The sequence below is a fragment of the Microcella pacifica genome (assembly GCF_009371975.2).
Lineage (GTDB): Bacteria > Actinomycetota > Actinomycetes > Actinomycetales > Microbacteriaceae > Microcella > Microcella pacifica.
In genome coordinates, this window is sequence record NZ_VIKT02000005.1 from 25,607 (window position 1) to 38,582 (window position 12,976).

Sequence of the window (12,976 nt, forward strand, 5' to 3'; positions counted from 1 at the left end):
TGTGAGGGGTAGTGCCCCGCGTTGGTAGCGTTGAGCCGTGGAATCCTCGTCGTCGGCCGCTCAGGGCTCGAGCTCGTCCCGCAAGCCCGTGAAGCAGGCGAAGCCCGCCACACGGCGCACGGGCAAGCCCGAGGTCACCGCGCCCGGCGCGAAGAAGCCCGCGGGGGTCGCGCCGGGTGCGAAGAAGGCGGCCCCCTCCACGGCGAAGGCTCCCCGGGCTGCGCGCAGCCCTCGCGCGAAGCCCGAGCCGCCACCCGTCGTCGTCGAAGTCACCTCCCTGCGCAAGACATACGGCTCCACGGTCGCCGTCGACGACATCGACCTCACGGTGCGTCGCGGCTCGATGTTCGGGGTCGTCGGGCCCAACGGCGCGGGCAAGACCACGACGCTGTCGATGATCACGGGGCTCCTGCGGCCCGACTCCGGCACTGTGCTCGTCGCCGGTTCCGACGTCTGGCGCGACCCGATCGCCGCCAAGAGGGTCACCGGGGTCCTGCCCGACCGCATGCGACTCTTCGACCGGCTCACGGGCGCGCAGCTGCTGTACTACTGCGGCATGCTGCACGGTCTCGACCGTTCGACAGCGTCATCCCGCACGGAGGATCTCGGCGTTGCTCTCGGCATCGAGGGCTCGCTCAACCGACCGGTGCGCGACTACTCCATCGGCATGGTCAAGAAGATCTCGCTCGCCGCGGCGATGATCCACTCTCCGCGCGTCCTCGTGCTCGACGAGCCCTTCGAGTCGGTCGACCCCGTGTCGACCTCGCAGGCTATCGATCTGCTGCAGCGCTATACAGCCAGCGGGGGCACGGTGCTGCTGTCGAGCCACAACATGGCCCTCGTCGAGCGGGTGTGCGACAGCGTCGCCGTCATCGTCGATGGCTCCGTGCTCGCCGTCGGCACTCTCGACGAGGTGCGCGGTAAGCAGTCGCTCGAAGAGCGCTTCGTCGAGCTCGCCGGGGGTCGCGTCGCGGTGGAGGGTCTCGAGTGGTTGACCACATTCTCCGACTGAAGCTCGCACTGCTCGGCTCGGCCTTCCGGGGCGCTGCGAGCGCCGTGCGCGCTCTACTCGTGCTCGTCCTGGCGGGAGGCGTCGGCGCGGCCCTCATCCTGCTCGCGCGTGAGGTGCAGGTCGATCGCGCAGACCACCGCGCGGCGCTCATCATCGTCGCCTCGGCGATCGCGCTGGGCATCGTCGTGGCGCCGTTGAGCGCGGGGCTGGGCTCCGCACTGGAGCCGCGACGCTTCGCGGCGTTCCCCGTGCCGCGCGGGCAGCTCGCGCTCGGCCTCATGCTCGCCGGCGTCATCGGCATACCCGGCGCCCTCGCGGTCACTCTCGGCATCGCGTTCGAGATCGCCTGGGCCGACACCGACAAGGCGGGCCTCGCGATTCTCGCCGGGGTGATCGGCGCGATCGTCCTCGTCATGGTCTCCCAGTACCTGGTCGCGGTGACCGCGCAGCTCGCCGTCTCGAGCGCGGCTGTGCGCATGATCACGGCGGCGGCGCGACTCACGATCGCCCTCGCCCTCGGGGCCGCCGCGATGGCCGTCCTTCTCGTGCAGAGCGGCGACGACACCGAGGGTCTCATCGAGGTCGCCAGCGTGGTCGCGGCCACACCCCTGGGCTTCCTGTGGGCCGCACCAGGCGGTGTCGACGCCGAGATCGCATGGCGACTGTTCGGGGGTGCTGTCGCGGTCGCCGCCCTGGTCGCCGCCTGGCCGTGGGTCGTGAGCCGCATCGTGGAGGCGCCGCAGCGCATCCGGTCGGCACCCGCGATCCGCGGGCTCGGCTGGTTCGATCTCGTCCCCGCGACCGCGTCCGCCGCCATCGCCGCGCGCAGCCTGCTCTACTGGACGCGCGACGCGCGCTACCGCGCGGTCATCATCGCCTTGCCCGTCGCCCCCGCGCTCATGATGGTCGCGCTCGCCCTCGCGGGGGCTCCTGTGCCCCTGCTGTGGCTCATCCCCGTGCCGGTGTTCGCCCTCTTCCTCGGCTGGTTCAGCCACAACGACGTCGCCTACGACCACTCGGCGATGTGGATGCACGTGGCCGCACCTCTTCGCGGGTTCTCCGACCGCTGGGGGCGCGTGGTGCCGCCGCTCCTCATCGGCACGCCGCTCATCCTGCTCGCCTCGCCGCTCGCGGCGCTGTGGTCGGAGGTGCCCGACGTGTATCCCGCCGTCGTCGGCACTGGTCTCGGCCTGCTGCTCACGGGGCTCGGAGTGTCGAGCGTCTCCTCCGCGCTGACTCCCTACCCGGCCGCGCGTCCCGGCGCGGGCCCGTGGGATCAACCACCGCTTATCGGCGCCGCCGCGGGATGGGTCCAGTCGTTCACCCTGCTCGCGATCCTCGCGTTCATGTCGCCCTCCCTCACCCTCGCCGTCATGGGCCTGCTCGACGAGGACCCCGAGATGCTCGAACTGGCAGGGTGGGCCGGTGGGGCCACGGGGTTCGGGATGCTCGTGCTGGGCATCCTCATCGGGGGCTTCGTCTTCCGCCGCCGCGCACCGGAGCTCCTCGGCCTCCTCATGCGCACCTGAGCGCAGCCCGCCCCGCCGTCGTAGACTGACCCTCATGGCGACACTCGACGAGCCCGGCCAGGGTGGCGGCACCGACGTTCTCGACCGCGAGCTCGAGAAGCTGCTGGAGGACCGGCAGCTCGACGACGGCGACCACGAGCGGTTCTCGCACTACGTGCCGAAGGACAAGATTCTCGAATCGGCGCTCACCGGCAAGCCCGTGCGCGCGCTGTGCGGCAAGAAGTGGACTCCCGGGCGCGACCCCGAGAAGTTCCCGATCTGCCCCGACTGCAAGAAGATCTACGAGACGCTTCGCGACAAGTAGCCCGCCCCGCCCGCACCGCCCCGCGGTGCGGTGCAGTGCGCCAGATCTGGCGCGAAAGGGCGCTCCTCCTCCACACTCGGCCCCATTTGCGGCGAATCTGACGTGAATGCGCGCGGGTCGTGCGCGAGCATCCCTGTCCTGCACCCTCTCGTGCATGACCCGACCCGCACGGCCCCTTCCCGATCACCTCCGCGACGAGACGATGTCCACGGCAGAGGCGCTTGCCCGCGGTGTGGCCGCCGATCGGCTGCGCCGCGCCGATGTTGTTCACCCCTTCCACGGTGTCGTCATGACGGGAGGTCGACCTCGGTCGATCGCCGACCGCGCGTGGGCCTTCGCTCAGGTGATGCCCGCCAGCGGGTGGTTCTCGCACACGACCTCTGCCCGGCTTCTGGGGCTTCCTCTTCCTCGATCCCACGAGAAGGGGCCGCTGCACGTCACGGTCAATCGGGGCACACGCGCTCCGCGAGGAGCGGGCGTTGTCGGTCATCAGCGCGAGTTGCCGCCGCCCTCGTGGTCGACTCTCCTCGTGCCCACGAGCACTCGCGAGCTCGTTCCGCTTCGAGTCGCGACCCCCGGCGCGGCGGCACTCACGACCGCCTCATTGCTCTCGCTTCCCGACCTTGTCGCCCTCCTTGACGCTCTGCGGCTGGTCGACGACTCCACGGCCCTTCGAGACATCGACCGGATGCTCGACCACAGTGCCCGCCGCGCAGGCGCCGCGGCATTGCGTCGGGCCCTCGCACTGTCGGAGCCCGGTGTGCGGTCGAGAGCCGAGACGCATCTACGGTTGACGCTCGCCGCCGCTGGATTGCCGCGCGCCCACGTCGCCCCCGCCGTCGCGACGCCACTCGGCGAGCTGCACCCGGATCTCGCCTGGCCGGAGTTCCGTGTGCTCGTGGAGTACGAGGGCGACCACCATCGAACGGATGCACGCCAGTTCGCCTCCGATCTTGCGCGGTTCGACGCGTTCGCCGACGCGGGCTGGTATCCCGTGCGTGCGACGAGGGACGACGTGTATTCGAGTTCACATCGGGTGGTCTCGACGGTGGCACGTCGGTTGCGAGGTGCCGGCTGGCCATCGAGAAGGCCAGTGCGTCACCTCCCCACCCCGATCGCCACGCCGTAGCTCGCAAGGCGTCCCACGACGACGCGAACCATCCCAGATTTGTCCCAAACTGGGTCCCGCCGTGTGCTCAAGCGCCCATGTGCGCCAGATCTGGCACCGCTAAGGGCCTGCGGGGAGCCCGCATGCCCCGGTAGCCTGGGGGCATGGCGGAGAGTGCGGGGGGCTGGCGGCTCGGGGGAGCGATGCGCGGTCTGTTTACGCGCCCGACGATCGACGAAGGCACGTGGGATGACCTCGAGACGGCGCTCATCGGCGCCGACTTCGGCCCCGACGTCACGGACGAGATCCTCGATCAGCTGCAGGAGCAGGTGAATCGGTTCCGCACGACCGACCCGGCCGACCTGAAGCGGATGCTGCGCGAGGCTCTCGAGGAGCGTCTCGCCGCCTTCGACCCGACTCTGACACTCAGCGATCGCCCCGCGGTCGTTCTGGTGGTCGGCGTCAACGGCGTTGGCAAGACGACGACGATCGGCAAGTTCGCCCAGTTCCTCACCAGCCGAGGTCGCAGTGTCGTCGTCGGTGCGGCCGACACCTTCCGCGCCGCGGCCGTCGACCAGCTCGCCACGTGGGCCGAGCGCGCGGGAGCCGACGTCGTGCGCCCCCAGCAGCAGGGCCAGGACCCGGCGAGCGTCGCCTACCAGACGGTCGATCACGCCACCCGTACGGGCACCGACATCGCGATCATCGACACGGCGGGCAGGCTGCAGACCAAATCCGGCCTCATGGATGAACTGGCCAAAGTGCGCCGCGTGGTCGAGAAGCTCGGCCCCATCGCCGAGGTGCTCCTCGTGCTCGACGGCACGACCGGGCAGAACGGAGTCGCCCAGGCGGAGGCGTTCATCGAGCACGCGGGCGTCACCGGGCTCGTCGTGACGAAACTCGACGGCTCGGCCAAGGGCGGCTTCGTGCTGCGCGTGCAGCAGCAGACGGGCATCCCCATCAAGCTCATCGGCCAGGGAGAGGGCATCGGCGACCTCACGGGCTTCACGCCGCACGTCTTCGCGGCCAGCCTCGTCCCCTAAGCCCGCGCCTCTTTGCGCCAGATCTGGCGCGAAAGGGCGCTCACGTCCAGACTCAAGCGCCCATTCGTGCCAGATCTGGCGCAAAACGGGCGCGGCTTACTCGGCGTCGCGGGCGGCGGCGTGCTCGGTGCCGAGCATCCGGTACGTGTCGGCGTTGGCGCGGATCGCCGCCACCTCGTCGTCCGTCAGCTCGCGACGAACCTTGCCGGGCACGCCGGCGACGAGTGAGCGAGGCGGCACGATCGTGCCCTCGAGCACGACGGTGCCGGCGGCGACGAGCGACTCGCGGCCGATGACGGCGCCGTTGAGCACGGTCGCGCTCATCCCGATGAGACAGTCGTCCTCGATCGTGCACCCGTGCAGCATCGCTGCGTGACCCACGCTCACGCCGCGACCGACGATCGTGGGCTTGCCGGGATCGCCGTGCACCGACACGTTGTCCTGCAGGTTGGAGCCCTCGCCGAGCTCGATGCGGTCGCGGTCGGCGCGCAGCACGGCGCCGTACATGATGACGGCGTGCCCGTGCACGTGCACATCGCCGATGAGGGTCGCGTTGTCGGCGATGAAAGCGGTGGGGGCCACCTCGGGCGTGTGGCCGAAGATCGTGCGGCGCATGGGTGCTCCTCGACTGCTCGGCGGCCGATGCCGGGTTCGGCCCGACCGCACCCCAGTCAAGCAGAGTCGTCGCACCTACAATGGGGGCACCATGGCAACTTTCGGCACGCTCTCCGACCGGCTCACCTCGACCTTCAGCGCTTTGCGCACGAAGGGCAAGCTCAGCCCGGCCGACGTCGACGGCACTGTGCGCGAGATCCGTCGAGCTCTGCTCGATGCCGATGTCGCTCTCCCGGTCGTCAAGGACTTCACCGCCGCGGTGCGCGAGCGCGCTCTCGGCGACGAGGTCAACAAGGCGCTCAACCCCGCGCAGCAGGTCGTGCAGATCGTCAATGACGAGCTCGTCGGCATCCTCGGCGGCGAGCAGCGCCGCCTGCAGTTCGCGAAGACCCCGCCGACGGTGATCATGCTCGCGGGCCTCCAGGGTGCGGGCAAGACGACGCTCGCGGGCAAGCTCGCCAAGTGGCTCAAGGCCGACGGCCACACGCCGATCCTCGTCGCGGCCGACCTGCAGCGCCCGAACGCCGTGCAGCAGCTGCAGGTCGTGGGCGAGCAGGCTGGTGTCGCGGTCTACGCCCCCGAGCCCGGCAACGGGGTCGGCGACCCCGTGAAGGTCGCCAAGAACGCGATCAAGCACGCTCGAGACAAGCAGCACGACGTCGTCATCGTCGACACGGCCGGCCGCCTCGGCGTCGACGCCGAGCTCATGAAGCAGGCCGCGAACATCCGCAAGGCTGTCGACCCCGACGAGGTGCTGTTCGTCATCGACGCCATGATCGGTCAGGACGCGGTGAGCACCGCGAAGGCCTTCCAGGAGGGCGTCGACTTCACGGGCGTCGTGCTGTCGAAGCTGGATGGCGACGCGCGCGGCGGCGCCGCGCTGAGCGTCGCGAGCATCACGGGCCGCCCGATCATGTTCGCCTCGACCGGCGAGGGTCTCGACGACTTCGAGCCGTTCCACCCGGATCGCATGGCGAGCCGCATCCTCGACCTCGGTGACATCCTCACGCTCATCGAGCAGGCGCAGAAGTCGTTCGACGAGGAAGACGCGAAGCGCACGGCCGAGAAGTTCGCGACCGACAGCTTCACGCTCGAGGACTTCCTCGCCCAGATGCAGCAGCTCAAGTCGATGGGGTCCCTGAAGGGCATGCTCGGCATGCTGCCCGGGGCGCGCGGCATGAAGGACCAGCTCGAGAACTTCGACGAGGGCGAGCTCACGCGCACGGAGGCGATCATCCAGTCGATGACGCCCAAGGAGCGCCAGCTGCCCAAGCTGCTCAACGGTTCGCGCCGCCTGCGCATCGCCCGCGGTTCGGGCACGACGGTCACCGAGGTCAATGCGCTCGTGAACCGGTTCGAGCAGGCCGCGAAGATGATGAAGACCATGGCGAAGGGCGGCATGCCGCAGATGCCCGGCATGGGCCCCATGCCCGGCATGGGCGGCGGCGGGGGAGCGGCGACGGCCCGCAAGGCTGCGGCCAAGAAGAAGGGCAAGGGCAAGTCGCGCTCGGGCAACCCGGCGAAGCGCGCCGCCGAGGAGGCCGCTCGCGCGCAGGGACTGGGCTCCGGCGCTGGTGCGGGCGCATCCGGCAGCAGTTTCGGCCTTGGCGGCGGAGCGCCGGCCGGCGACAAGCAGCCCACCGCGGAAGAGCTCGAGGCCCTGCAGAAGTTCCTCGGTCGCTGAGAGCGGCCCGCGCGACAGTCGTAGGCTGGAGGGAATGACGACTCGACCCGTGCGCCTCGGCGTGCAGCTCGCCCCGCAGCACGCGCCCTACGAACTGATCCGCGACACGGCGACCGAGCTCGAAGAGCTCGGCGTCGACATCCTCTTCAACTGGGACCACTTCTTCCCGCTCAGCGGCGAGCGCGACGGCCTGCACTTCGAGTCGTGGACGATGCTCGCGGCCCTCGCCGAGCAGACCCACCGCGTCGAGCTCGGCGCGCTCGTCAACTGCAACAGCTACCGCAACCCGAGCCTGCAGGCCGACATGGCGCGCACGATCGACCACATCAGCGCGAAGGGCGGGGAGGGGCGCTTCCTCTTCGGCACTGGCTCGGGCTGGTTCGAGCGCGACTACGTCGAGTACGGCTACGAGTTCGGCACGGTGGGGGAGCGACTGGATGCTCTCGCGCGAGATCTGCCGATCATCCGGTCGCGCTGGCAGGCCCTGAACCCGCGGCCGACGCGCGAGATCCCCATCCTCATCGGCGGGGGTGGCGAGAAGAAGACGCTGCGCCTCGTCGCCGAGCACGCCGACATCTGGCACTCCTTCAGCGACGTGCCGACCCTCGAGCGCAAGCTCGGCATCCTCGCCGAGCACGGGCGCGCGGTCGGCCGCGACACGAGCGAGATCGAGACCTCGGTCGAGCTGCGCAACCGCACGACGGCCGAGGCCGATGAGCTGCTTGCGGCAGGCGCGACGCTCTTCACACTCGGCATCACGGGGCCGAGTTACGACCTCGCCATGGTGCGCGAGTGGCTCGCCTGGCGGGACGACCAGCGCTGAGCATCCCGTCGCGGTCACAGAGCCCGCGAAAATCTGCCAGAATAGGCGGTCGAGTGCTCGCGCGCCCGACCCTCTAATCAGGCGCTGCGAGAAACCATCACGAGCTTCCGCGCCGAGTGTGCCCCACGCAACCGGCTGCGGCTCACTTCCTTCACACATTTCGGAGAAACGTGGCTGTCAAGATTCGTCTCAAGCGCATGGGCAAGATCCGTGCACCGTTCTACCGCATCGTCGTGGCCGATTCGCGCAAGAAGCGCGACGGCCGCGTGATCGAGGAGATCGGCAAGTACCACCCCACCGAGGAGCCCTCGTTCATCGAGGTGCAGTCTGAGCGTGCCCAGTACTGGCTGAGCGTCGGCGCCCAGCCGAGCCCTCAGGTGCTCGCCATCCTCAAGCTCACGGGCGACTGGGGCACCTTCAAGGGCGAGAAGGGTGCGAAGAGCACCGTTCGCACCGCCGAGCCGAAGGAAGCCTTCAGCGTCGACGAGAAGAAGAAGCCGGTGCTCAAGCCGAAGGCCGAGAAGCCTGCGGAGAAGCCCGCCGAGGAGCCCAAGGCCGAGGACGCGCCCGCTGCCGAGGCACCTGCCGAGGAGGCGCCCGCCGCGGAGAAGCCCGCTGAGGACGCTCCCGCTGCTGAGGCGCCCGCCGAGGACGCCAAGGCTGAGGATGCTCCTGCCGAGGCCCCTGCCGCCGACGAGGCCCCCGCGGCCGAGGCCGACAAGGCCTAGTGACTCGTGCTCGCTGACACTCTCGAACACCTCGTCAAGGGGATCGTCGATCACCCGGACGACGTCGAGGTCGTCGCGCAGAGCTCTGCGCGCGGCGAGGTCCTCGAGGTGCGTGTGCACCCCGAGGACCTCGGCCGCGTCATCGGCCGCGGCGGTCGCACCGCCAAGGCCCTGCGCACGGTGATCTCGTCGCTCGCCGACGGCCGCCGAGTGCGCGTCGACGTCGTCGACACCGATCAGTGAACGCCCCCACCGCAGAGCGTCCACAACTCCGGGTCGGTCGGCTCGTCAAGGCTCACGGGCTCAAGGGCGCCCTCAAGCTCGAGCTCTACACCGACGCGCCCGAGCGGCGCTTCACGCCGGGCGCGAGCTTCTCGCTACAGGTGCCCGAGTCGTCCGAGTGGCACGGCAAGACCCTCACCCTGACCGAGCTGCGCTGGTACAACGCGCAGCCGGTCGCGTTCTTCGAGGGCGTCGACGATCGCACGGCGGCCGAGTCGCTCGTCAAGGCGATCCTGTGGATCGACCAGGTCGACGACGAGCCGGCGGAGGATGACGCCTGGTACGACTTCCAGCTCGTCGGCCTGCGCGCCCTGCGCGACGGGGTCGAGGTGGGCACGATCGTGCGCGTCGACCACCTGCCCGCGCAGGACCTCCTCGCCGTGCGCACGCCGCAGGGTGAGGTTCTCGTGCCCTTCGTCGGTGCGATCGTGCCCGTCGTCGACATCGCCGCAGGCACCGTGACCCTCACGCCGCCGCTCGGTCTCTTCGAGGAGCTGCCCGACGCGCCCGACGAAGCGTCCGCAGAAGACGAGTCGAAGGATGCGCCCGCCTAGGCTGGGGCTGTGCGCTTCGACATCGTCACGATCTTCCCCGAATTCTTCGGGGCCCTCGACGTGTCGCTGCTAGGCAAGGCTCGACAGGCGGGAGTGATCGAGGTCGGTCTGCACGACCTGCGCGACTTCACGCACGATCGGCACCGCACGGTCGACGACACCCCCTACGGCGGTGGTGCGGGCATGGTCATGAAGCCCGAACCGTGGGGCGAGGCCCTCGACAGCGTCGTGCGCGAGGACAGTGTCATCGTCGTTCCGAGCCCTGCCGGGCATCCCTTCACGCAGCGCGAGGCTCGAGAACTCTCCACACGCGAGCATCTCGTTTTCGCGTGCGGTCGCTACGAGGGCATCGACCAGCGCGTCATCGACCACTACGCTGACCGCAACGAGGTGCGCGAGATCAGTCTCGGCGACTACGTGCTCAACGGAGGGGAGGTGGCGGCGATGGCGATCATCGAAGCGGTCGGCCGCCTTGTTCCCGGCGTCGTCGGCAATCCGGCGAGTCTCACCGAGGAGAGCCACGAGGATGGCCTGCTCGAGTACCCCAGCTACACGAAGCCCGCACTCTGGCGCGAGCGGGCGGTGCCTGCCGTGCTGCTGAGCGGCCACCACGGGGCTGTCGCGCAGTGGCGCCACGAGCAGCAGCTCGAGCGCACTCGTCGCGTGCGCCCCGACCTGCTGAGCCCCGACCTGCTCAGCACCGACGGTTCCGGGGAGTCGACGTGACCACCGCGGAGCGCTGGTGGCTCTGGTCGCAGCCTCTCGTTGCCGCGATCGCCTTGCTCGCGGGAATCGCGGCCTGGATCCTTCAGGCGATCGACCAGTACGCGCTCCTGCCGTCGGTGCAGAGCGTTGTCACCGGCACGTTCGTGCTACCCGGTCTCGGGGTCTCGCTGGCCCTCAACCACGTCATCGTGCTGCGTCGTGCGGTGCCGGTTCTCACGAGCGGGGAGAAGCTCCTCCTCGTCGCCCAGTACGCGCTCGCGATCATCGTCGTCGCGACCTCACTCGACCCGGCGGCGCTCCTGCTGGGCTACCTGCTGTGGCCCCTGCTCATCGTCGCCGCCGTGTCGGCGTGCGTCGTTATGGCGCGCACGACGCGCGCAGACCGGCGCGGCGAGCCGTGGCGCTCTCCGCTCAGCACCTCGACCGACGAGGTGCCGCTCGTCGATTCGTCAGCGCACTAGCGCAGCATCTGCGGCCACGGCGTTCAGTCGCGCGCGGTGAGCACGAGCGGGCCCTCGGGCGTGATCGCGACGGTGTGCTCGGCATGCGCGGCGCGGGAGCCCGTGCGCGAGCGCAGCGTCCATCCGTCGGGGTCGGTGTAGATCTCGTCCGTATCCGGGATGAACCACGGCTCGATCGCCATCACGAGCCCCGCACGCAGCTTGAGGCCGCGTCCCGCTCGGCCATCGTTCGGCAGGTGCAGGTCTCCGTGCATCGTGCGGCCCACACTGTGGCCGCCGAAATCGAGATTGACGGGCATCCCCGCCTCGTGCGCGACGTCGCCGATCGCGCTCGAGATGTCTCCCAGACGACCACCGACGCGCGCTCGCTCGATGCCGGCGGCGAGGGCCCGCTCCGTGGTCGCGATGAGCTCGAGGTCGCCGGGGCGCGGTTCACCCACGACGAAGCTGATCGCCGAGTCGCTCACCCAGCCGCCCACGGAGGCGGCGAAGTCGAGCGTGAGCAGGTCGCCGTCCCGCAGCACGTAGTCGTGCGGAAGGCCGTGCAGCGCCGCATCGTTGACCGAGGTGCAGATGACCTTCCCGAACGGCGAGGCACCGAACGAGGGGTGGTAGTCGATGTAGCAGCTCTCCGCGCCCTCGGCGCGAATCATGTCGTGCGCGAGCGCATCCAGGTCGAGCAGATTGACCCCGACGTCGGCGGCGGCGCGCGTCGCCGTGAGCACGCTCGCCACGAAACGACCCGCCGGCCGCATCTCGTCGATCTCGGCCGGGGTGCGTAGCTCGATCATTCAGCTCCTGGGTAGGGGGACGTTGGTGCGCAGGTAATCGCCGCACAGGGTACGGGTCGCCTCGATGAAGCGCGCGTCACCATTCTTGTCCAATTGGAACGCTCGCGTGAGGAGCCCGCTCGCCATCTCGACCGCGACCTCGTAGTGGAACACGAGCTCGTCGTCGGGTTCGAAGCCGTAGGTGGCACCGGTCTGCTCGGCGAAGCGGCGCGCGAGGATCGAGTTGTTGCTCAGCTCGGGGTTGATGAACCGCTGGTCGATGACGTCGCCGAAGCGCAGAGCGCGAAAGCCCGGCTCGGTGCGGACGAGCTCCACGAACACGTCGAGCGTCGAGTCGAACGACGACCAGGGCTCGGGCCCCGAGCTCTCGATGCCGTGCCACACCTTGGCGAGGTAGCGCTCGAGGTTGCGGGCGGCGAGCGCGCGCAGCAGTGTCTGGATGTTCGGGAAGTACCGGTAGACGACGCCGACGGAGGACGCTGACCGCTTCGCGACGGCGCTCGTCGTGACGCCGTCGATGCCGTGGTCGTCGATGAGCGCGGCGGCGGCGTCCAGCAGCAGCTCGATTCTCTCCGAGCTGCGGCGCTGGATGGGCTCGGTGCGCATGACGACCTTGTCGGTCGCGAGCGCGGTGGTGGTGGTCGTAGTCATGAGTGCTCTCCCCCCCCCGAGAAGCGGTGTTGCGCGAGTGTAACGGCCGTACGATGATTCCCCGTCGGTATTCTCGCAGAAAGTTGGCTGAGCATACCCCCATATGGCATGATGAGCGATTGTGCCTCGGCACGGTTCTGCCACAGGGGAGCCGTCATCCTGCGAGGCTGCAGCACCGGTACGACTCCCTCTTACTCCCCGCATTCGACCTGTGGCGGTTGCAGAAAGCGATGCATCATGCACATTCTCGATCACGTCGACGCAGCGTCTCTTCGCTCCGACATCCCCGACTTCCGCCCCGGTGACACCATCAAGGTTCACGTCAACATCGTGGAAGGCAGCCGCTCGCGCATCCAGGTGTTCCAGGGCGTCGTCATCGGCCGCTCCAACGAGGGCATCCGCGAAACCTTCACCGTCCGCAAGGTCAGCTTCCAGGTCGGCGTCGAGCGCACCTTCCCCGTGCACTCGCCGGTCATCGACCACATCGAGGTCGTCACCCGCGGCGACGTGCGTCGCGCCAAGCTCTACTACCTGCGCGCTCTGCGCGGCAAGAAGGCCAAGATCAAGGAGAAGCGCGAGAGCTGAGCTCCCGCTCCTCACGACGAAGGCCCCGCCGATCTCTCGGCGGGGCCTTCGTCGTTCTGCGACCGGGCGATGCCTAGACT

At 69.4% G+C, this 12,976-nt stretch carries 16 protein-coding genes; 13 read left to right on the forward strand and 3 right to left on the reverse strand.

The annotated features are described in order from the left end of the window. Positions 1–37: 37 nt before the first annotated feature. The 5 genes from FK219_RS04065 to ftsY all read left to right on the forward strand — a co-directional run bounded on the left by FK219_RS04065 (position 38) and on the right by ftsY (position 4,996). Complete coding sequence (locus FK219_RS04065) at positions 38–1,012, forward strand: ABC transporter ATP-binding protein (RefSeq protein WP_165638042.1); 975 nt, start codon at positions 38–40, stop codon at positions 1,010–1,012. After that, positions 988–2,541 carry a hypothetical protein gene (locus FK219_RS04070; protein ID WP_152583162.1) on the forward strand — a complete coding sequence of 518 codons (1,554 nt, stop codon included), beginning with the start codon at positions 988–990 and terminating at the stop codon, positions 2,539–2,541. Before FK219_RS04065 ends, FK219_RS04070 begins: the two co-directional genes overlap by 25 nt. A 34-nt stretch (positions 2,542–2,575) precedes the next feature. Then, entirely contained in the window at positions 2,576–2,845 is a 270-nt protein-coding gene (locus tag FK219_RS04075; RefSeq protein WP_152583163.1) for a DUF3039 domain-containing protein, read from the forward strand. A 154-nt stretch (positions 2,846–2,999) separates the two neighbouring features. Beyond that, positions 3,000–3,974 (forward strand): hypothetical protein, encoded by a 975-nt coding sequence (locus FK219_RS04080; RefSeq protein WP_152583164.1) that lies wholly within the window; start codon positions 3,000–3,002, stop codon positions 3,972–3,974. Positions 3,975–4,117: 143 nt separating this feature from the next. Next, a complete protein-coding gene (ftsY, locus tag FK219_RS04085) occupies positions 4,118–4,996 on the forward strand; it encodes a signal recognition particle-docking protein FtsY (RefSeq protein WP_152583165.1) in 879 nt (292 codons plus the stop codon). 96 nt (positions 4,997–5,092) lie between these two features. On the opposite strand, the gene FK219_RS04090 is transcribed toward ftsY, so the two are convergent. Then, positions 5,093–5,611, reverse strand: coding sequence for a gamma carbonic anhydrase family protein (locus FK219_RS04090; protein WP_152583166.1), 519 nt, complete (start codon positions 5,609–5,611; stop codon positions 5,093–5,095). 91 nt (positions 5,612–5,702) lie between these two features. On the opposite strand from FK219_RS04090, the gene ffh reads away from it, so the two are divergent. The 7 genes from ffh (at position 5,703) to FK219_RS04125 (ending at position 10,869) form a co-directional block, all read left to right on the forward strand. Beyond that, on the forward strand, positions 5,703–7,295 hold the full coding sequence (gene ffh / locus FK219_RS04095) for a signal recognition particle protein (protein ID WP_152583167.1): 1,593 nt from the start codon (positions 5,703–5,705) through the stop codon (positions 7,293–7,295). A 34-nt stretch (positions 7,296–7,329) separates the two neighbouring features. Continuing rightward, on the forward strand, positions 7,330–8,118 hold the full coding sequence (locus FK219_RS04100; RefSeq protein ID WP_152583168.1) for an LLM class F420-dependent oxidoreductase: 789 nt from the start codon (positions 7,330–7,332) through the stop codon (positions 8,116–8,118). Between the two features lie 170 nt (positions 8,119–8,288). Continuing rightward, the gene (gene rpsP / locus FK219_RS04105) at positions 8,289–8,846 is read left to right on the forward strand and encodes a 30S ribosomal protein S16 (RefSeq protein WP_152583169.1); all 558 of its coding nucleotides are present in this window, start codon (positions 8,289–8,291) and stop codon (positions 8,844–8,846) included. A 6-nt stretch (positions 8,847–8,852) separates the two neighbouring features. After that, positions 8,853–9,089, forward strand: coding sequence for an RNA-binding protein (locus FK219_RS04110; protein WP_100822335.1), 237 nt, complete (start codon positions 8,853–8,855; stop codon positions 9,087–9,089). Further along, complete coding sequence (gene rimM / locus FK219_RS04115) at positions 9,086–9,682, forward strand: ribosome maturation factor RimM (protein WP_152583170.1); 597 nt, start codon at positions 9,086–9,088, stop codon at positions 9,680–9,682. Before FK219_RS04110 ends, rimM begins: the two co-directional genes overlap by 4 nt. A 9-nt stretch (positions 9,683–9,691) precedes the next feature. After that, positions 9,692–10,408, forward strand: a complete 717-nt coding sequence (trmD, locus tag FK219_RS04120; protein ID WP_152583171.1) for a tRNA (guanosine(37)-N1)-methyltransferase TrmD — start codon at positions 9,692–9,694, stop codon at positions 10,406–10,408. Continuing rightward, positions 10,405–10,869, forward strand: a complete 465-nt coding sequence (locus FK219_RS04125) for a hypothetical protein (RefSeq protein ID WP_152583172.1) — start codon at positions 10,405–10,407, stop codon at positions 10,867–10,869. Before trmD ends, FK219_RS04125 begins: the two co-directional genes overlap by 4 nt. 23 nt (positions 10,870–10,892) lie before the next feature. Here the strand turns inward: FK219_RS04125 and map are convergent, their stop codons facing one another. Both map and FK219_RS04135 read right to left on the reverse strand, forming a co-directional pair. After that, the gene (gene map, locus FK219_RS04130; RefSeq protein WP_152583173.1) at positions 10,893–11,660 is read right to left on the reverse strand and encodes a type I methionyl aminopeptidase; all 768 of its coding nucleotides are present in this window, start codon (positions 11,658–11,660) and stop codon (positions 10,893–10,895) included. Beyond that, positions 11,661–12,311, reverse strand: a complete 651-nt coding sequence (locus tag FK219_RS04135) for a TetR family transcriptional regulator (protein ID WP_165638043.1) — start codon at positions 12,309–12,311, stop codon at positions 11,661–11,663. Between the two features lie 237 nt (positions 12,312–12,548). On the opposite strand from FK219_RS04135, the gene rplS reads away from it, so the two are divergent. After that, the gene (rplS, locus tag FK219_RS04140; protein WP_152583175.1) at positions 12,549–12,896 is read left to right on the forward strand and encodes a 50S ribosomal protein L19; all 348 of its coding nucleotides are present in this window, start codon (positions 12,549–12,551) and stop codon (positions 12,894–12,896) included. Positions 12,897–12,976: the final 80 nt, after the last annotated feature.

Bases quoted from the DNA above. Each gene is read 5' to 3' on its own strand.
- FK219_RS04080 (WP_152583164.1), top strand. From the start codon at position 3,000: ATGACCCGACCCGCACGGCCCCTTCCCGATCACCTCCGCGACGAGACG.
- map (WP_152583173.1), bottom strand. From the start codon at position 11,660: ATGATCGAGCTACGCACCCCGGCCGAGATCGACGAGATGCGGCCGGCG.
- ffh (WP_152583167.1), top strand. From the start codon at position 5,703: ATGGCAACTTTCGGCACGCTCTCCGACCGGCTCACCTCGACCTTCAGC.
- FK219_RS04075 (WP_152583163.1), top strand. From the start codon at position 2,576: ATGGCGACACTCGACGAGCCCGGCCAGGGTGGCGGCACCGACGTTCTC.
- FK219_RS04090 (WP_152583166.1), bottom strand. From the start codon at position 5,611: ATGCGCCGCACGATCTTCGGCCACACGCCCGAGGTGGCCCCCACCGCT.
- ftsY (WP_152583165.1), top strand. From the start codon at position 4,118: ATGGCGGAGAGTGCGGGGGGCTGGCGGCTCGGGGGAGCGATGCGCGGT.
- rplS (WP_152583175.1), top strand. From the start codon at position 12,549: ATGCACATTCTCGATCACGTCGACGCAGCGTCTCTTCGCTCCGACATC.
- FK219_RS04100 (WP_152583168.1), top strand. From the start codon at position 7,330: ATGACGACTCGACCCGTGCGCCTCGGCGTGCAGCTCGCCCCGCAGCAC.
- FK219_RS04135 (WP_165638043.1), bottom strand. From the start codon at position 12,311: ATGACTACGACCACCACCACCGCGCTCGCGACCGACAAGGTCGTCATG.